Raw genomic sequence first — 20,153 nt, 5'->3', positions numbered from 1 at the left:
CAGATATTTTTTATGGAGCAACCCGGTTAGGCGATACTAACCGAAGGTTTCCATGAATATTCTGTAGATTGCATGAATACCTCCTTTTCCTTTGGTGAGATATGAAATTACAAATTTTATCCGAAAAAGCTTTGCTTACCTCCCCGTTTTTATCAATAATTTTCGTGTTATTTTTTAACCACATCTACCTTGCTGGCTGCCCCATCCGGTGGAACTCAATATTCATCAAATAATGCAGGATAATTATTGCTTTAAAACCACCCCATATCATTGCCAGGCAACATTCTACCAGTATATACCGGCACATTTCCCTGAAGCAATATCTCCTCTGATTTAAGCTGCTGATACTGCCCCGATTTCCCTCATCCCAGTGGATAATAAAGGCTCTCCAAAACATAGCTTAGATAGTAAAATAAGGCCTGGAGAAAATGAGCGATAAACAGCTAACCTATACAACGAAAGTTCACCTTTGTATGATATTCCGAAGCAATAATCACAACAATATACCTATGTCAACTAGGTATGCGTTCTTCTACCTTATCCGGCTAACGATGTTAGCCAAAAGTTATTATAAAAAAATAGGGGAATCTGAATGATTCCCCCGTGTTTTTTAGTTGTGTGCACCCTTCAAAGCAGGCGCAAGGCTTATAGTCATATATCAATGTACATTAGAAACTTGTAGACTTCGTCATTGCTTCCCTCTCTTTAAACGCATCCTTCAGCGATTCCAGCTTAGCCATCCCCCGTTCATACGCATCTGCTCCCAGCAAAAGGTATACCGGTGGTTTCTGCTCATTCACAATTGCTATCATCGCTGCCGCCGCCTTCTCCGGATCTCCGATCTGTGTTCCATCCATAGACTTATACTTGTCATGCGAGTTTCTGATCGCTGTGTATTCCGGGATAGGGTGTTTTGCCAAGGTCAGTGACTCTTCTTTCAGAAAGCTGGTTCTGAACGCACCAGGCGCTACCACTGTTACTTTGATACCAAACTCCTTTACATCTTCTGCCAGTACTTCTGTAAGGCCGATTACTGCATGTTTGGCTGCTCCGTAGATAGACCATCCGGTGGCAGGTGCAATACCGGCAATAGAAGAGATATTGATGATGTGGCCGGATCGCTGTACCCGCAGCTGCGGCATCGCCTTCCTGATCACATTCAAGGTACCAAATACATTTACGTCAAAAGCATCTCTGGTCTCACGGTCTGTCAGCTCCTCAATGCTACCCCCAATCCCATATCCGGCGTTATTCACTATAACATCCAGCCGGTTGAATTTAGCAATTGTATCCTGTATAGCTGCTTCCACACTGGCCTCATTCGTGAGATCCATCTCAAGTGGAAGAAAGTTGGCTGACTCGATACCCACTGCCCTTCTAAGCTCTTCTACCGTTCTTGATGTTGCTGCAACCTGCTGATCTGCGGCCAGCAACTGTTTTACCAGGCTTAGGCCCAACCCTTTGGACGCGCCGGTGATAAACCATACTCTTTTTATGTTGCTCATCGTCTGTTGATTTAATAATGCAAAACTAACACGCATTTACCTGCCAGCGCTTGCATCATTCAAACCAATGGTTGCACAATTCAAACAATTCTGAATGAAGACGGTGTCTGGCCTGTTTGCTTCCTGAAAAAGTTATTGAAGTGTGCCGGTTCTTCAAACCCCAGACAATAACTGATCTCAGACACGTTCCAGTTAGTATGCTTTAACAGGGCCTTGGCTTCACTCGCAAGACGCTCTGCTATATGCTCCGTAGTTGTTTTACCGGTAGTATCCTTAATAGCCCGGTTCAGGTGGTTAACATGCACCGACAACTGGTCCGCAAAGTCCCTGGCTGAACGCAGCGTAAACCGCTGGGAAGTAGATTCAATCGGAAACTGCCGCTCCAGTAACTCCGTGAATATGGAGGTGATCCTCGACTTGGCATCCGGATGCTTATACAGGGTCTCGGAGGGCTCCATCTTCAGCGCATAGTGGATCATTTCAGTCACATAATTCATAATCAGATCATACTTGTACCTGTAGTCTGAATTAATCTCATCCAGCATCTTGGTAAAGAGCTGACTCACATACCGGTCCTGCTCCTCATTTAACACATAGAACGGTTTACCGCCGGGAACAAACATAGGTAACTCATTGATATTGCTCCTCATTCTTTCTGTGAAAAATGCCTCTTTGAATATACAAAAGAAGCCTGTCTTTATCTCAGACAGGGTATCATAAGTATATGGCACCTGTGGATTAAAGAACACCAATGTAGTACCATTGATCTCTACACTCTTGTCTGCATAATGGTACACATTACTGCCCCGGATCAGGCTGACCTTATAAAAGTCCCGGCGACTGTACCGGAAGGTCTTTGCGCCAGCGCCCTGAAAATCTTCCAGCCGGAATACATTAAAATGACCGATATCCTGCTGAAGATTTTCCGGCAACCAGTTAAACTTCTGCTGATAGAACTGTTCCAGTGTTTGTGTTTCTGCCATACGCCAAAATTACAAAATTCAAACATTCTGAGCACTATCAGCCAAAAGTCATTTATACGGGGTGATGGTCACCGGACCTACCAGTCCCGATGGCTGTAATGGCCAGTCTGCGGCATTAAATGCGGTATAATTGATATTTACAAAGTTGATTTCGTGGTAATTACGCCATTGGATGGCATGCTGATCCATATACTTCATGCGGTTTGCCATCAGGTTCGCTACCTCTATCTTTATTTCGTTCTTACCCGGCCGGAGGTATGCGCCAATCCTTCCCCTGAATGGAATCGCCCAGTATATACCTGCATCTTTGCCGTTAATGGTTACCCTGGCACTTTCATGCACCTTGCCCAGATCAAGCACATATTCCTTTGCTGCTTTCTCAGGCAGGTTAAATGTCTGTGTATACACGGCAGCGCCACTATAAGCGTTCGCCGCTGTATCTGACAGCGTTGTCCAGGATGCCAGGCGATCCAATTTACGATCCGCCGGTTTAAATGGACCTCCGTTGGTAAACGTCAACTGCCATGGGCCTGAGAGCGTCAAAGGGTTGCCTGGTGCATCAAGATATGTCCATTGTGGCGTACCGGCTGCCAAAGTTGCTCCGACTTGTAATAATAGAGACTGACCAGGCAACAGTTGCAACCGCACTGCTTTTTTGCCGTTACGTTCTGAAACACGGATAGCACCAAACTGTGTACTTATAGGATCGGTAATGACTGCGGTTGTTGCCAGTTTATTCAGCGGTATCGTCTGATCTATCTTCTCTGGCGTGTGGTTTACAATGTAGTACCAGGTAGAATTTTTATCCTTCCTACGAATAAAACGAAGCCCCTGGTCTGCCAGTGTCTCCCTGGCTATACCCTGGTTTTCCAGTGCTGCCTGTACATTACTGCTGAGAATAACCTGCCCTTTTCCTCTCTTCACTACCTGCTGCGACCCATTGTCCTCCTTGAACGACAACTTCGAGAGAAGCGCTTTAAATTCCTTCCTGCGCGCCTCCAGGTTACCCAGGCCTGGTACGTCTCCCGGCAGCGATTCAAAGATGACGGTAGCCCCTTTTTCTGCAAGGGATATCATCTGCTCAAGGGTTGCTACTGGAATCAATGAGGCTTTCGGAACTATCAGCACTTTGTATGGCGCTGCTGCCGGATTAGTAGTAATCTCTCCGTTAGCAACATCAGCGCCTTTCAGCAAGCCATCGGAAATGAAATCAAGGGAATAACCGGCCTTCTGTAATGCTGTCACCTGCTTATAAAAAGCTGTTGGATATAACCACTCGTCAATATCGTGCACCTTTAAAGACATATCCTTGCCTTTCGGACGTTTCCAGCTGTCATACACCGGCCAGTAGATCAGCAGTTCATTGTCAGCAGTGCCGGTCTGCAACACAGACTGCACATTTGCAATATAACTGTTCAGCCCTCCTACGTGTGTCCAGAAGCTGTTGGTAGGCACGAAATTGACTGACGCATAAAACAGCCATCCCGGCCACGGAACGTCCTGCGGAGAAAAGGTATTACCATGATAGAATACATGGTTAACGCCTGCCAGAAAAGCCTGCTCCACTTCCGGCTTACACTGTGAAAGCGATGTCTTGAAATGTTCTGTCAGCCAGGTAAACGTCTCACAGGATACCAGCGGATGCCCGGCCACATGCGCTGCAGAAGAAGCAAATTTGAGCATAACCGGATCCGGATCTACATTCCGTACATCAGCACTATCTCTTCTCAGGCCCGGAATCGGGAAATATGTAGAGCCATACGTCTCGCATTCCGGTATATCTACGGCGGCATACAGGTCCAGCAGATTGCCGGGTGACCCATGCGCCTGGTTCTTCGTCACACCCTTATAGCCATGGGCCCATTTGGTCCACGGCCGGGTAAAGTTGTCCAAAAGCATTTCAGACATCGTTTCGCGGTAATCAGACTTTATACGGCAAACCAGGTCAGTACTATCATTGCTGGCCAGCTCACGTATATACTTACGCAGATCATAGCCTCTGTTCTTCTCAAATGCGGTAAAAAATGCAGGTGTCCAATCAGCATTATACACCTCATAACTGTCATTATAAAAGGCTCTTACTCCAGGCGCTTTGCCTTTAAAGGCGGTATCAAAACGATGCAGGTATACCGGCAAGGCTTCGGCAGACAGGTGATCCAACGTATAACCTTCTCCGCCGGGAGCGGCCCTTTTTACCTGTTGCAGCGTCCAGCCACTAAACAGTGCATACACTTCCCATTCGCCAGCAGGGGGTGTCCACTTCAGATTACCTTCCTTATCCACCTTATCCATCAGGGGTATACGTTCGTCACCTTTATAGGCGGTCAGCGCCTGCAATACTGCGCCCTGTTGTTTCGGCTCTTTTACCTTTATCTGCGCTGAAAACGGCGTATTGCCCCTGGCCTGATACTGCTGTACAATGATACGGGAAGCGGCATCTTTCCTGGCCACCTGCGGCCCACCAAAAGGCCAACCGGTTCCTGTGGTCAGGTCTACACTCATATCATTCCGGGCGGCGGAGGTAACAGTGTGCCGCAACAGATCCACCCATCTGGGAGAAAGGAAACTCACATACCTCGATTCATAGCCTTTCGCTCCATAGATAGGTGCAATTTCAACACCGCCAAAACCGGCATCTTTTAACATCTTCAGGGATATATCCAGTTCTTTCTCATCAACAGCGCTGCCTATCCACCACCAACGGGTCCACGGTAACGTCAGCCTGCTCTGCGGTGGTAGGGATGCCGGTTGTGCCTCAACAGATTGAATACTGGCAGATAGAAGGATAGCGGGCACTATCCAGCGGAAAGTTCTGATTACTGTTCTCATAACGTCATTTATTGTTCTACCGCCGACCAGTCAAATTCTGTGTGGGCTGCCGGCGATTTTGATGCTTTCATTAACTTGGCGAGCGCCTTTACTTTCTGCGGATATTCAGCGGCCAGATCATGTACTTCTCCTATATCATCAGAGAGATGGTACAATTCAAAACGTTCGGCACTGCCTCGTTGCTTGAAGCGGATCAGTTTCCAGTCTTCCTGTAACACCACCTCCTGTAAACCGCCTTCGTTGAACTGCCAGTAGAAGTAATCATGCTGCCGTGCGGGTTTATTTCCGTTCAGCGCTTCAACGTAAGATAAGCCATCTATTCCGGATAAAGTAGCGGAATGTGTAAGAGTGGTCAAAGTTGGTAAAATATCCCAGAAAGCCCATTGAATACTACTAACTTGTCCTGCTGACACTTTTCCCGGTGCACGCACCAGCATCGGTACCCGGATACCTCCTTCATACAGATCCCGCTTCACGCCTTTAAGTGGTCCGTTGCTGTCAAAAAATACCGGATCTCCCCCACCTTCTTTATGCGGACCATTATCACTGGTGAAGAATATATAAGTATTATTGTCCAGTCCCAGCTGTTTCACCAATGCGACAATCTCCCCTACATTCCTGTCCAGCTTTGACACCATCGCAGCAAAGGCGGCATGGGGTAATGGCTGGTTGCGGTAAGTACCTTTTTTCCTCTCATAAGGCGTTTCAGGCCCCAGTTTACTGCTACCATCTTCATGCAGGAAAGGTTGCATATCTGCCGTTGGAGGTGCCAGTTCTGCATGCGGCAGTGTAAAAGGCAAAAAGAGGAAAAAAGGCTTGTCCTTATTTGCTCTAATGAAAGTCAGCGCATGTTGCTGTATCTCATCCTGGGTATAGATGCTAGTGTCACGCGGTACCTTCCTGATTTGCCCCTCTTTCAGTTCGAACAGGTAATCTGTATAGTAGTTATGGGCATGCTGCTGATTCAGATAGCCGTAAAAGGCGTCAAATCCTTTTACCTCTGGCGACCCGGTAGTACCTGCTTCTCCCAGCCCCCACTTCCCGAACATACCGGTACGGTAACCGTTCTGCTGTAACAGCTGCGCCACAGTACTGTCCTGCGTGCGTAAAGGTAAACGGGTATTACCTCTGATATAGGCATGCCCCATATGCTTACCGGTCAACAATGCACAACGGGATGGCGCACAAACTGTCGTACCGGCATAAAAGTCAGTAAAACGTATCCCCTCCTGCCCCAACCTGTCAATATTAGGCGTCCTGACAGGGCTTTTGCTGTTATAGGCACTGACATTGCCATACCCCAGATCGTCTGCCAGGATAAAGATGATATTAGGCTTACGCTGCTGCCCCTGCACCAGCATAACTGCCAGCATTGCGCATCCTGTCAACAGTACACGCCAAAGTTTCTTCAGGTCCATAGTTATTGTTAATCAATGTGAAAATGCTGTTTGCGTGTTCTAAATTATAAAACTCGACCAAACTAATAGAGTAATAACTGGCAAAAAAGGGAGGCCGGGGCAAAATACCCCGGCCTCCCCTATCTATAATATCGTTATCCGCTTACTGTGTAATCTTAAAAGAAGCAACTGATTGCTCAATCAGCGGCGTAATTTTCGCTTCATCCTGTACTTTAGTCACACCGGTGATAATGTAAGCAATACCATCTTTTACAACTGTATGATTCAGCGCTACCACATCTTTACCTCCTGTCTGATCTGCACTGTACTTAAACCATTTACCTGGCTGACCATCAATTACTTTCTCTCCGCTGCCAATAAGCTGGAAGTTACTCATGTACTTACCCATAGTAGCCAGCGTGGCATTATGATACTCGTCGAAGCTCACTTTGCCTACTGTCTCTGTCACTACGTTGATGTTAGACCTGAAACCATCCGTCTCCGCCGGTGCAAGCAGGAACGTCAGTTTAATACCTCCCAGCGTAGTATCGGTTTTCCTCCATCCTTCCGGCGCATTAATTGAAAATTTACCAGCACCGGTATTCATCGTTTTCTGCGCCTGCTCCAGTAGCTCCTTGGATGTCTTCGGGGTGTTATTACCATTCTTACAAGCGCCTAAAAATAATGCACCTGCAACAACCAGTAAAGAAAAGTACTTCATAAATTGATGTTTATTAATCCGATAAAGGTAGAATCATTTTACTTAAAATCAGCATATCCCGGTCAACTACCATGCCGTCCATACTATTCCATAATGGCTTTTTTTACAGGTTTTCTATATTTAATACAGTTTTTTAATTTGAAATATGTTATTTTCATCTTAAGTCTTATCGTCATTATTGTTACTACCTGCACCAGATTATGTGGTAGAATATTCAAACAGATAGCAAATTATGGTCAGATACTATGCAATATTCAGGGATGGAAGTTATAGTCCGCTACACAATCTTGAATCAATTTCTGCTTTTCCGGAATACGCTCATATTCTCATGACAACGGATACCTTAAAACCCAATGGTTACGTTGAATCAACTATTTATCAGTTTGTCAATGCGAGAGGGGAATTACAGATGCTCAGGATCGGCAACTGGGAACTGCTGTATATCAGTCCGTGGACATTCGATTCTGACGGCCTCCGGTACTGCCTGTACAATCACCTGACCAAAACAGCCCACGAGTTCAGGGGTGAGGAAACAGGTTTGTCTTTCTTTAAAAATGACCTGTTTCCCAAGTTAAGGGAGCTATCAATCATTCCAGACTACCACCAATACCTGCTCAGCGAAAAAGTGGACCTGCTGGAAGAAGAGCTGACAGAACTGAGAAGAAGACTTTTTGAGGTAGAGAAAGTATTGAGAAGATAAGCGCCAAATGACATAACTTGCTGTTACAGAATAGCAAGGTTATGACTACATCAGGCGAAATCATTATAATAGGTGCCGGCGCTGCCGGTCTGCTTGCCGGCAGGGAATTATCCGCTCAATTCAAAATAACAATTCTTGAAGCCAGAGACGTCATCGGCGGCAGGATACATACTGTCTATAAAAATGAACATAAAGCCGCCGAAACAGGCGCTGAATTTGTACACGGCGTATTACCTGTTACCCTCGGATTGCTAAAGGAAGCAGGACTATCCTATCAGCTGGTCAATGGTAACATGTACCAGGTACAGAACGGCCACTGGGACCCCCAATACGAAATGATTGCAGGCTGGGATGAACTACTCGAAAAAATGGGCACTATCACCTCAGATATGACCATGCAGCACTTCCTTGACCAATATTTCCCGGCCGCTACCCACTCTGCCCTACATCTGAATGTCTCACGCTTTGTACAAGGCTATGATCTCGCCGACATGAACTATGTCAGCGTGAAAGCCCTGTATACAGAATGGACCAACGAAAGTGATAACAACTTCCGCATAGACAAAGGCTACTCCGCACTCATTCACTTCCTGGCGGAAGCTATTACCCATGCCCAGGGCCGTATCATTACCAATGCTGCTGTTACCGGCATTCAATGGTCTCCTGGTCAGGCTACTGTCACTACTGCCGATGGTACCACCTATACCGCTGACAAAGTCATTGTAACGGTACCACTGGGCGTACTGCAACAACAAGCTATCTCCTTCTCTCCTGCTTTACCTGCGCACCTGAAGGCTGCCGCAGATATTGGCTGGGGCACGGTGATAAAAGCAGTACTACATTTCAAAACGGCCTTCTGGGAAACGCATGCGAAGGATGTCGGGTTTATATTCGGAGAAGCGCCATTCCCCACCTGGTGGACGCAACTACCGGATACTACCCCGGCGCTTACCGGCTGGCTGGGCGGCCCTCCGGCTATTCCCTACCTGACGCAATCGCCCGCAGCCATACTGGATACTGCCTTACAATCTCTTGCTACCATCTGCAATAAAGATATTACAACACTGCAATCACTGCTGACCGACAGCCACGTTTCTAACTGGGCTGCCGACCCGCACATCAGGGGCGCTTACAGTTATAGCAAGCCCGAAACGCCGGCGGCACAGGCTATCCTGAATACGCCGGTTGCGGATACTGTATATTTTGCCGGCGAAGCTTTATACCATGGCACCAGTCCGGGAACTGTCGAAGCAGCCCTTTATACCGGCAAACAGGTCGCGGACTGTATACTGGCAGCCAGGTAATCGGCCATACCTTCGCGGAGCACTCCATACTGCCTGCATACCACCACAGCTATCTACTCACAGTAAGGGCTGCCACTGACGGCCAGCCCTTACTGATACTATATCATTACAACCTTGGATCCACCGGCTCACTCTCCAAAGCCAGCAACCCGAATACACACTGATGTACTTTTCTCAGGGGTTCCTTCGCTACGAAATGCGTAGCTGCCTGTACGCCCAGGGCAAACTCCTTCAGTGCAAGCGCCCGCTTAGTACCCAGTCCGCGCTGCTTCAGCCGCGTAAGATTAACAGGAGCAGTATATTCAGCTCCGTAAATGATACGCAGGTATTCCCGCCCCCTGGTCTTTATAGCTGGCTGCAATAGTCCTTTACTGCCCCGCTCAATGAAAGACAGTGACTTAACCACCATCCCTTCTCCCCCATTGGCCGTAAGCGCCTCCCACCAGCCAACGGCTTCCGCTACACTTTCCTCGTCGTCCAGATTCACCAGTTTCCAGTCGGTACGGATCATCGGGTTCCGCTCTCCGCCGCAATAATGGCCGATCGTCTCCATATGCCATACATGATCTTTGTCAAACCAGGTCCTGCCTTCCGTGGCTATGATATGGAACGGGGCCAGCTGATAGTCTGCCAGCGACTTCACTTCCCAGCAGTACTGCCGGTAAGCTGCTGTAAAACGGCGACACATATCTGCCCTTTCTTCAAAGTCGTTCCGCAAGGTAGTTACCGCCGGATTATCCGTACTGCGCAATACACTCACCACAGCGTCCATCGCATGTACGGCAGCAGTACCGGTAGCGGCATACTGATGCTGCAGTAAGGCCTGTGCTTTCGCATTCCATGGCATCAGTTCACAATCCAGACATACCCAGTCCGTCTCCTGTTCTTCCCAGAAGTGCCGGGTAGTCAGGGCATCCCGCACCATCTCCAGGAAAGCCTGCTCGGTAGTTTTATCCTGGAAAAATGCACGCCCTGTGCGGGTATAGCAGGTACCAATGCTATTATCTTCAATACCAAAACGGTCTGCCACTACCCGATTGTCTTTACAAACGATCACAATCGCACGGGACCCCATGTGTTTCTCTTCACAGATCACCTGGCGTACATCATTCCTGCGATAGTAGCTGAACGCACCTGCCGGATGTTCCAGGTAATCAGGCAACGCACTGGTTTCTGAAGGAGACATAGTTGGAGGCAGATACATCAGCCACTTCGGATGTATACTGAACCTGCTCATGGTTTCCAGTGCGGCAGCGGTATATTCCTCCCGTATCGTGATATTGTTAAGCAAAGCTGTTTCTATTACCTGTTTACCCATCAGATCTTCTATATCCAGTACATCGTCCTGCTCATGCTGCAGGTTGATACCGGTACCTGGCATTCTGATCGGACGTGCCGGCTCTACATAGGTGGCCAATGCGGGTACATCTACCAATACCTTTTCGGGATACCGCATGGCTGTCAGTTTACCGCCGAATACGCAACCTGTATCTATATCCATGGTGTTATTGAACCACTGCGCTGCATATACCGGGGTATGCCCATAGATCACCATCGCTTTGCCCGTATATGCTGCAGCCCAGTTATAGCGTACAGGTAGTCCAAATTCATCAGTTTCTCCGGTGGTTTCTCCATATAGGCAAAACTCTCTTACAGCGCCGGAGCCTCTACCATGCATCTCTTCTTTCAGACCGGCATGTGCAACTACCAGTCTGCCATTGTCCAGTACATAGTGGCTGACCAACCCGTCGAGGAACACTTTCAATGCTTCGATGAATGCTGTATCCTCTGCTGCCAGTTGTTCTACGGTATCTTTCAACCCGTGCGACAGCTGTACATTCCTGCCCCGCAGGTACTTCAGCAGTTTCATATCATGATTGCCAGGTACACATAGTGCGCGGCCATGCTGTACGGCGTGCATCACCAGTTTATATACTGATGGCGTATCAGGGCCTCTGTCGCACAGATCTCCCAGGAATACCAGCTTCCTGCCTGCCACGACTTCCACCGTATGGGCGGCTGCATCTACCGTGTGTCCCAGCTTTGTCAGCAACTGGCAAAGTTCTGTGTAACATCCGTGTATATCTCCGATGATATCAAACGGCCCCTGTTCTTCTTTCTTCACGTTCCACATAGGTTCACGCGTTATTCCCGTCACAGCGGCTACCTGGTCTTCACCCCGCAATTCATAGATCTTCCGGAATCCTTCGTCTTTCAGTCTTCCCATCCCTTTGCGCAGGGTATGGATATGCCCTGTTACTACATGAGCGGGGAGGTTTCTGTCTGCCCTTGCTTCATTCCTCGACAAACAAACCTTATCCGGCATATTCATGACGATGGCCACTGGCAGCGTATGATACTCCCTCGCCAGCGCTACCAGCTTTTTCCTGTCTTCCGACCTAACATTGGTCGCGTCCACCACGGTGAGTAAACCACGTTTTAACCGCTTACCTACTATATAAAACAACAGCTCAAATGCATCTTCCGATGCATCCATCGCATTCTCATTATTGCTCACCATTTCACGGCAACTGTCGCTACTGATCACTTCAGCTGCGCCGAACCATCGCCTGGCAAATGTACTTTTCCCTGATCCCGTAGCGCCGATCATTACGACAAGGGATAACTCGGGCACTTGTATCTTCATAGCTTCTGTCAACATTTTTCAAATTAAAAGGAAGGAGGCACTACTTTCTGATAAACACCGCCATCTGCGTCGGTGCGCCCGCTCCTTCCACTTCTTCACCAACCGGCTTTATGGCCGCTTCATATCCGTATTCTTCGCAGATTTTCCTGCACCATTCGCTGAACTGTGTACGGGTCCATTCAAAACGGTGGTCAGTATGCCGCATCATCTGCCCGTCTGTGGTGAAAGTGACGTTCCATTCCTTATTAGGCGTTGTTACCACCACTTTTGCCGGCCTGGCATATTCAAATACACATTTCTCCATGGCCCGCAGGCGTTCCGGATCCAGGTGCTCTATGACCTCTACTAATGCGGCTGCATCAAAACCTTCAATGCGCCTGTCCCGGTATACCAGAGAGCCCAGTATCAGCTTTAAACGCTTACGCTGGTTGTCTGGCAACTGGTCATAGCGCAGCTTCTGATAGGCGATCTCCAGGCTGCGGGAAGAAACGTCCATACCCGTGATATGGGTCAGCTGCGGATGTGTTAACAGCAGTTTCACTAACTTACCTTCCCCACATCCCAGATCTACGACTGATCGTACAGGCGTGCTGAGTAATTCATCACATACTATCTGAAGACGCGCGTCATGCAGTTTCGGTTTAGGCAGCGCTATCGTTTCTGCCCGCTCAGCATTTACAATCTCTTCAGGTATATCATCTTTCATCAGCATTGTCATCGCGTCATTCATCAGTGAGGTCTTATGACGCAGATAACGCCTGGCAATCAACTGCCTTTCGGGATGCTTTTCCAGCCAGCCTTTTCCTTTAGCCAGCAGCTTTTCTATTTCTTCCCTGTTGACCCAGTAATGCTTGCTATTATCCATCACCGGAATCAGTATATAGAGATGCGACAACAACGTGTGCAGCGTAGTTGTCTGCGTTAAAGTAACAGTGAAATAGCGGCTATTACCCCACTCAGGGAACTGGTCATCCAGTATATGCTGGATAGCGGTTATTTTGTAACCCAGCGGACCAAACATCCTGTATAACATTTCTTCACCACCATTTACAGGTAATACCGATAATTTCACTTCAAAGGGCATTGCTGTTGCTACCAGCTCAGGCCTGTCCTTACATTTGCCGTTCAACGCAGAAGCAAATGCTTTTGAAATCGCATTGCTCATAATGGATGACGCCACATAAGGTCTGTCATTCACGTATTGTTCCAGCGCAAACGCATTTCCTGACGTGCCGCTGTTCGCCCTGACCAGTCCTACCTGGTCTATATCCAGCAGTAATGCGCAGGTGCATTCCTGTTCATTTGCCACCGGATAAAATATATGCGCTTTACCTTTTCCCAGCTCTACTTCCTGCACCTTTGCAGGATGCTTGTGCAGTAGATAGCCAAGGTCTGTCGCAGGTGTGTGTGTTGTCGTAATCGTTAGTAACATCTTCTGTAAATTGACAATACAAAGGTGCGCAGTCAGTGCGAAGTCTTTTTGCGCAGACGACAACTATTATAAAAAAAGATCCGGCTATGCAGGTTAACTGGTTGATGCTGAATTATTATCCATAAAAAAAGGGGCTCCTAAGGATGCCCCTGCGTTAATTTCCATATTGCAAAAATGCCAATGGCTGCCAGTATAAAGTATACCCACCACCACCGCGTCAAATGGTTACCTTCGTCTTCCGCTGCTTCATGATGGTGATGGTCATCATGTTCCTCAGAATCAGTATAGTACATAAAGATCTCCCAATAATGGACTTCCAGATCAGCGACTGTCAGTATCTGTTCTTCCCCCTTATACTGGTATCTGAGACCTGCCAGCAGTGCCAGCTCATTTTTCTCTATCAATTCGTCCATAGCAGCCAGCAACTGCGATCCTTCATCATCGGGCAAAATTCCCGTCTCCAGGTATCGGGTCAATAGTGCGCTTGTCTCCTTCATTTCCATGCGGCAATTTATAAAACATTCCCGACTGGCAAAACTACCGGCATGATAACTTACAATTACTTTCCCCTTGCAGTCTGGTAAATTGCTGGTAACTTTAGCCTGAAAACTCATCAGGGTATGCAATTCCGAAACATTCCCCCGCCAGACTATCTCAAAGATTACGTCCGACACTTCTGGGTCATTGAAAGTCATCATACAGATGTATCCGCCGCCACCTTCCGCACCATTGCCGACGGCTGCCCCGGACTGATATTTCAACACCAGGATCAGGGGATACTCTTTCAGAATGACAAACAACTGGCCGGCGCTATCCTTTACGGACAAGCCACCCGCCATGCTGCCCTGCGTATCCGCGGAGGATTTGATACCATCGGCGTATACTTTTATCCCCATGCACTAAAGACCATTTTCGGACTGAACGCAGACGAACTGACCGACGATTGCATTGACCTTAATCTGCTGGAAAGTACCCGTAGTTTTCAGTTGCAGAACCGGCTGACAAACACCTTTTCCTCCCAGTCAAGAATTGACACCATCTGCTCCTTCCTGCTGGCACAAATTGCTGAAAATGACAGGTATACTGATCCGTCTATGCAATATGCCATAGACCGCATCCGGCAAACAAACGGGCATATTTCTGTTAAAGCCCTGCGGGAAGAACTACAGCTGTCAGAACGAAGCTTTGAAAGGAAATTTAAACAACATATCGGGCTGACACCTAAGCTGTTTGCTCGTATTGCCCAATTCCAGGCTTGTATGCAGCTGCTGCGGCAAAGCAATTACAATAAGCTGTCTGACATTGCTTTTGAACATGATTATGCCGACCAGTCGCATTTTATCCGTTCCTTCAGGGAATTTGCAGGTCTCTCCCCTTTCCAGTTCCGGAAACGATCAGAAGAGCTGATTGAAAACTTCTCCATCCTCACAAAATAGGCCCTGCCGGTTTTGTTCTATTTTCCGGTATGCAGTCATTATAGCTTTGGGACATAAAACAAACTGTAATGAAACTCATCATCTTTGGCGCAACAGGCGGCACCGGCAAACAACTCACTGAACAAGCGCTGGCCCAGGGCCACACGGTTACCGCATTTGTACGCGATCCCTCCCGCATGGACATTATACATTCCAATCTCAATATTGCACAGGGCGATGTCATGGACCCCGGGGCTATCCTGCCGGCCATGCAGGGACACGATGCTGTGTTGTGCGCGATCGGTTCCCCTGCCAATAAGATCGGTAAGATCAGATCCACCGGCACCCAAAATATCATCCGGGCGATGAAGGCCAGCGGCATAAAACGGCTTGTTTGTCAGACGTCGCTTGGCTATGGCGATAGTAAAGAGACACTTCGTCAGACGCCGTTTATCTTCAGGCATATCATCGTTCCTTTCATCCTGAAAAAAGGTTTTGCAGATCATGCTTTGCAAGAAGAATACATAAAACAGAGCCAGCTGGAATGGGTCATTGCCAGACCAGCAAATCTCACTGACGGCGCATTGACACGCACATACAAAAAAGGATTTCCTGCTACAGAAAAACAACTGAAAATGAAAATCTCCCGTGCAGATGTTGCAGATTTTATGCTACGGCAGCTGACTGATAATACTTACCTGCGTAAAACACCAGGTTTATCATACTAATAAAAAGTCCCGGACAACGATCCGGGACTTCACTGATATATTTACAACTGAATGTCATTGCCAGGCTCCAGCTCATAGGCTGCTTTATCTTTTTCAAAGATCCTGGCGGCGACGCTACCTTCAAGCGTGATGCGGTCACCCTTTACCCTGATCCAGCTGCCTTCCCTTAGCCCAAGCACCGGCAGGTCCTGCTGTACCTGAAATTCGCGGATACGCGTCTCCCTGGTTTCCCCCATATGTGGCAGATCAGGAATAGGATCGAGATAGTGCGGATTGAGGTTGAAAGGGATCAGTCCCATTGTATCAAAACTAGGCGGATACACAATAGGCATATCATTGGTCGTTTGCATATTTACACCACCAATATTACTGCCGGCACTTGTACCCAGGTAAGGCGCACCTTTTTCCACCGCCCCCCGCAATACATGCATTAATCCCTGTTCATGCAGCTGCTTTACCAGCAGGAAAGTATTGCCGCCACCTGTGAAAAATGCTGCGCCACCACGGATCGCTTCCGCCGGATCAGCAAAAGTATGCAGTCCGCGGAGTTGCAAACCAGCAGTAGCAAATACTGCCGCCGCCTTTTCAGTATATTCGTCGTGCGATATACCTCCCGGACGGGCATAAGGAATAAAGATCACTTCTGTTATACCGGCATACAGCTCTTTCATTACCGGCAACAGGTATGACAGGTAAGTCTCTCCATGTAAAGTGGAAGTACTGGCTAAAACAACATTTTTCATGGGCTGCAATATAGAAAGATGCGGGAATACTTCCGCCTTCAGATTTTACAATGCAGCAGCAAAAAGGTGAGTATATACAGCGAAAGCATACGATACCTGGACAAAGTGTTGCGCGTACGCATCAGTAATCAGAATGCCTCGCCCAGGTTAATGGAGAAACGGCTGCCATACTTACTGAGTCCATAATCTATGGCAATGTTGGTATTGGATTTCTTGTTAAATTTAAGACGCAGACCACCGCCGGCCGCAGGATGGAACGGGGTGAACCGGTACCTTTCCCCTTCAGTTACCGTATTCATATTGGCAAATACCACGAAACCTAACAATCCGTTCTTTGTGATATCACGTCGGTATTCTGCCTCAAGGTCTATCAGGCCACGGCCACGAAAACGATTCTGCTCAATACCCCTGCCACTCCTGAAACTGGGATCCCAGCCAATACTTGGCAGGTCCAGGTAAGGCGTTCTGCTGCTGAGGGATGTCCAGTAATATCCCCAGAAAGCCAGCACATTCTGCCCCCTGCCGGTACCCATTGGAATGTATTTCCGGTAATCGAGATAGAGCGACTCCCAATTGTCATTACTACCAAGAAAGGTCGGATTTATCCTGAAAACAGCGTTAAAATAGTGGCCGGATTGCGGATTGATAGAGTTCTGCCGGGAGTCCTTCAACAGGTTCAACGAAACCCCGGAGGATACTGTTTGTCCGCCGTCAGTTCCATGCTTATACCCCACAAACTTGTCCAGCTGTATAGTATCATTAGAGCGTATCCCTATATTGGAATGCCAGTCCAGGTGATATCCGACACCGACCAGCCACTGTTTGGTAACGCGTTTGTAAAACGTTTCATATATCCGGAAATAGTTGTTGCCAAGCAGCTGCTTTTCCTCATCAGGCACACCATTGCCGGTACCCCAGGTGTATTGTGGATTGATAATAAACCGGATATCGCCGACCATATTGTAGGCATTATCCTGGAACCAGACATTCGACCTTAAGGCAAAAGAAAATCGGCCTTTAAAGGAGAATGAGGGCACAAATGAGACGTTGGACAGGTTAGTGGTACGTCTTGACCCCATATAAAATGCGGCATTTGTAGAGGTGATCAGCGCCACGCCTCCACCGGGTATGTTGGCCGGAGCAGGCAACAGGGAATAATATACCCGCTGTTTCCCTTTCTTGGGTGGCTTAGGCTTATACTTTACGACACGCTTAAAGATGTCTATCACGTCCTTATGCGGCACGGTATCCTCATCCGGTTCATCACGCCAGGCTTTTTTCTGGGCCACGGCCAGGTACGGTAGGGCAAAAAAAAGTATTATTATCAGAGAAAATTGCTTCATTCGGGTTCTACGATCTGTTGCTGACAGACTACTCAGAATAATGTCTAAATATTGTGCCGAACAATGAACGGGGTGCAGACGAACCTATGGCGGTTACTGATAATAGCATCTGTAGATATGCAAAGATGAAAAAAAGACGAACAGATAAACCCGGGTAGTCCAAGCGACGAACAAGCGACGAACAAGCGACGAAGACAACGTGGACTTGATCATACAAAGCGAAGATATAGCGGTCCATAAGTGATACCGGTGAGCACAGCCCGTCTTTTAACTTGCCGGCGGCGCTCATACAGACCGCCACACTACTACCCGACTAGGGGTTTTGCAGGCTTCGCATGGTGGGAGCGTGCAATCAGGCCTGCACTGGCCATAGATGAAAGGACTTGCTAATGATCCAACTTGCAGCCGTCTGTAAAATATTCATAGGTCTGCGATGTGTTTCCTCCAAAATAAGATAAAAACCACATATATTAGCAAGACTTTGAATTACCTATGGTCCGATTTCCTGTCCTGCTGCTGTCTTTCCTATTCCTGCTGTTAGGCGCGCAGGCGCAAACAACCACTGCCTTCCCTCTGGGAGTAACGCATACCCTGTCATCAACCGTATTGAATGAAAAGAGGATCGTGAATATTTATCTGCCGGAAGGTTATACACCTGCAGCACCCAGGACCTACCCTGTGATCTATTTGCTGGATGGCGGTGCAACGGAAGACTTTATACATATCGCCGGACTAACACAGTTTCTCACCATAAGCCGGATAATGCCGCCTTCTATTGTGGTTGGTATTGCCAATGTAGACAGGAAGCGGGATTTCACCTATCCGACAAGGATTATGTCTGACCGGCAGAAATACCCTACTACCGGCGGCTCTGCCAGATTTATATCCTTCCTGGAGAAAGAGCTACAGCCGTTTATCCGTCAGCAGTATAAAGTCAATGATTCGACTACACTTATTGGACAATCACTTGGCGGTTTACTGGCCACTGAGATTCTTCTGAAACAGCCTGGCCTGTTCAGTAATTATGTGATTGTTAGTCCGAGTCTCTGGTGGGATGCAGAATCCTTACTCACAGAAGCGGCTGACCTGCTGGCGAAAGCACCTGCAAAGGAAACACACATATTCATCGCTGTGGGAGAAGAGGGGGATATGATGAAAGATGTAGCAAGTAGTCTGGCCGCAGCACTCCAGGAGACCGGCAAGAAACACCTGTTTACCCACTTCAGTTTCCTGCCGAAAGAGAACCACCTGACCATCCTGCACAACGCAGTATATAGAGCATTGCAGCATTTTAACAAGCAGTAAGCCGGCTATTAACAAAAAAGGTGCTCCCGTAGAAGCACCCTTTCACCTTTGTTTATATTGCTCACTTTCCGAAAGCCTTTTTCAGATCACTGGCCGCTACCGCCTGCGCATCTTTTGCCTGTGGTACGACCGAGGCCGACTTAGCGCCTTTAGGTGTCAGGTCAACACCGATATCACAGGGTATCATATCAGTACCATCGGATAAGGCAGTGCAACTATCTGCGGATCCGGAATTAGACCCTGTGCCACAGAAAAAAAGGCCGGTGACCAATATACACACCTAACAGTAAAGAGGGAGTTTAACTGGCATGCTCGAACTTTTAATCTTCCTGGGTTGATCACTATCTATATTTCCGGGAACAAAAACATGCCATAAATTGCTACAAAAGAGAAAGTTATGAAAACAGAGGGGCGGTTGACTGCAACAGGTAACAATATGGGTATTTCACTGCTAAGAATACGGTACTATCTGTATATTTTCCGACCCTTACGGACCAGTTCCTTGTCAAAAAGATAGTTAATGGCCCGTATGACCGTTTCTACCCGTAAACCGGTAAGATCAGCGATCTGTTGCCGGGTGAGTGTAACAGGGTATAACTCATCTGTATAACCATCCCGTTCTTTCAGAAAATCTATCAGCGTAAGTATCCTGTGACCCGCATCATACAGGCTGATTTCCTTTGCCATCATTGACTTAAAGTAGATACGTTCCGAAAGGCTTTTTAACAGCTGCATCTGTTGGGAAAAATTGCCGGATAGTAAGGAAAGTAAGGCGGCTTTTTCCAGTACAATAACATTACAATCTGTGATAGCAATTGCAGATGCCGGGTATGGCGCATCGAGGAAAAGAGGTGGTTCTGCAAAACTATTGCCCGGTTTAAAGATACCCTGTATGAATGCCTGTCCGTTCTCTCCGGTATTCACCATCTTCACTTCTCCTTCTACTATCTGGAAATAAAACCTTGCATGCGTCCCTTCCTGCAGGATGGTATCCCCTTTCTTAAAATGGCGTATAACAGCTCCGGCCTGTATGAGTAATTCGTAATCGAGCATTTTGTGTCTTTATGATCCAGATCATAAACCCGGGTTCAAATGATTTGT

Annotated in this window: 17 protein-coding genes; 5 read left to right on the top strand and 12 right to left on the bottom strand. The window is 47.6% G+C overall.

What is annotated here, in order from left to right:
• Positions 1-668: 668 nt before the first annotated feature.
• The 5 genes from K1Y79_RS25865 to K1Y79_RS25845 all read right to left on the bottom strand — a co-directional run bounded on the left by K1Y79_RS25865 (position 669) and on the right by K1Y79_RS25845 (position 7,435).
• On the bottom strand, positions 669-1,505 hold the full coding sequence (locus K1Y79_RS25865; RefSeq protein WP_220253111.1) for an SDR family oxidoreductase: 837 nt from the start codon (positions 1,503-1,505) through the stop codon (positions 669-671).
• A gap of 80 nt (positions 1,506-1,585) precedes the next feature.
• The gene (locus tag K1Y79_RS25860) at positions 1,586-2,488 is read right to left on the bottom strand and encodes a helix-turn-helix domain-containing protein (RefSeq protein ID WP_220253110.1); all 903 of its coding nucleotides are present in this window, start codon (positions 2,486-2,488) and stop codon (positions 1,586-1,588) included.
• Positions 2,489-2,536: 48 nt separating this feature from the next.
• Positions 2,537-5,317, bottom strand: a complete 2,781-nt coding sequence (locus K1Y79_RS25855; RefSeq protein WP_220253109.1) for a glycosyl hydrolase — start codon at positions 5,315-5,317, stop codon at positions 2,537-2,539.
• 8 nt (positions 5,318-5,325) lie between these two features.
• A complete protein-coding gene (locus K1Y79_RS25850; RefSeq protein WP_236059845.1) occupies positions 5,326-6,735 on the bottom strand; it encodes an arylsulfatase in 1,410 nt (469 codons plus the stop codon).
• Between the two features lie 142 nt (positions 6,736-6,877).
• Positions 6,878-7,435 carry a hypothetical protein gene (locus K1Y79_RS25845; protein WP_220253108.1) on the bottom strand — a complete coding sequence of 186 codons (558 nt, stop codon included), beginning with the start codon at positions 7,433-7,435 and terminating at the stop codon, positions 6,878-6,880.
• A gap of 232 nt (positions 7,436-7,667) precedes the next feature.
• On the opposite strand from K1Y79_RS25845, the gene K1Y79_RS25840 reads away from it, so the two are divergent.
• Positions 7,668-8,135: a hypothetical protein gene (locus K1Y79_RS25840; RefSeq protein WP_220253107.1), complete on the top strand. Its 468-nt coding sequence runs from the start codon at positions 7,668-7,670 to the stop codon at positions 8,133-8,135.
• A gap of 41 nt (positions 8,136-8,176) precedes the next feature.
• Entirely contained in the window at positions 8,177-9,439 is a 1,263-nt protein-coding gene (locus K1Y79_RS25835; RefSeq protein WP_220253106.1) for a flavin monoamine oxidase family protein, read from the top strand.
• Positions 9,440-9,545: 106 nt separating this feature from the next.
• Here K1Y79_RS25835 and K1Y79_RS25830 read toward each other — a convergent pair whose 3' ends face one another.
• From K1Y79_RS25830 to K1Y79_RS25820, 3 genes are all read right to left on the bottom strand, one after another.
• Entirely contained in the window at positions 9,546-12,086 is a 2,541-nt protein-coding gene (locus tag K1Y79_RS25830) for a polynucleotide kinase-phosphatase (protein ID WP_220253105.1), read from the bottom strand.
• Positions 12,087-12,126: 40 nt separating this feature from the next.
• Positions 12,127-13,518, bottom strand: a complete 1,392-nt coding sequence (locus tag K1Y79_RS25825; protein WP_220253104.1) for a 3' terminal RNA ribose 2'-O-methyltransferase Hen1 — start codon at positions 13,516-13,518, stop codon at positions 12,127-12,129.
• 137 nt (positions 13,519-13,655) lie between these two features.
• On the bottom strand, positions 13,656-14,015 hold the full coding sequence (locus K1Y79_RS25820) for a hypothetical protein (RefSeq protein WP_220253103.1): 360 nt from the start codon (positions 14,013-14,015) through the stop codon (positions 13,656-13,658).
• Between the two features lie 123 nt (positions 14,016-14,138).
• Here K1Y79_RS25820 and K1Y79_RS25815 point away from each other — a divergent pair, with 123 nt between their 5' ends.
• Together K1Y79_RS25815 and K1Y79_RS25810 are read left to right on the top strand one after the other, a co-directional pair.
• Positions 14,139-14,954 carry a helix-turn-helix transcriptional regulator gene (locus K1Y79_RS25815; RefSeq protein WP_220253102.1) on the top strand — a complete coding sequence of 272 codons (816 nt, stop codon included), beginning with the start codon at positions 14,139-14,141 and terminating at the stop codon, positions 14,952-14,954.
• Between the two features lie 68 nt (positions 14,955-15,022).
• Positions 15,023-15,661, top strand: a complete 639-nt coding sequence (locus K1Y79_RS25810; protein ID WP_220253101.1) for an NAD(P)-dependent oxidoreductase — start codon at positions 15,023-15,025, stop codon at positions 15,659-15,661.
• Between the two features lie 41 nt (positions 15,662-15,702).
• On the opposite strand, the gene pepE is transcribed toward K1Y79_RS25810, so the two are convergent.
• Entirely contained in the window at positions 15,703-16,404 is a 702-nt protein-coding gene (pepE, locus tag K1Y79_RS25805; RefSeq protein ID WP_220253100.1) for a dipeptidase PepE, read from the bottom strand.
• A gap of 128 nt (positions 16,405-16,532) precedes the next feature.
• Positions 16,533-17,693, bottom strand: a complete 1,161-nt coding sequence (locus K1Y79_RS25800; protein ID WP_317197507.1) for a BamA/TamA family outer membrane protein — start codon at positions 17,691-17,693, stop codon at positions 16,533-16,535.
• Positions 17,694-18,239: 546 nt separating this feature from the next.
• On the opposite strand from K1Y79_RS25800, the gene K1Y79_RS25795 reads away from it, so the two are divergent.
• Positions 18,240-19,052, top strand: a complete 813-nt coding sequence (locus tag K1Y79_RS25795; RefSeq protein WP_220253098.1) for an alpha/beta hydrolase — start codon at positions 18,240-18,242, stop codon at positions 19,050-19,052.
• A gap of 61 nt (positions 19,053-19,113) precedes the next feature.
• Here K1Y79_RS25795 and K1Y79_RS29360 read toward each other — a convergent pair whose 3' ends face one another.
• Entirely contained in the window at positions 19,114-19,239 is a 126-nt protein-coding gene (locus K1Y79_RS29360; RefSeq protein ID WP_262903203.1) for a hypothetical protein, read from the bottom strand.
• A 278-nt stretch (positions 19,240-19,517) separates the two neighbouring features.
• Positions 19,518-20,105, bottom strand: a complete 588-nt coding sequence (locus K1Y79_RS25790) for a Crp/Fnr family transcriptional regulator (protein ID WP_220253097.1) — start codon at positions 20,103-20,105, stop codon at positions 19,518-19,520.
• Positions 20,106-20,153: the final 48 nt, after the last annotated feature.

The organism is Chitinophaga rhizophila (genome assembly GCF_019492185.1).
GTDB lineage: Bacteria > Bacteroidota > Bacteroidia > Chitinophagales > Chitinophagaceae > Chitinophaga > Chitinophaga rhizophila.
The sequence above is the reverse complement of the archived record's forward strand: the minus strand, read 5'-3'. Positions and strand labels throughout refer to the sequence as shown.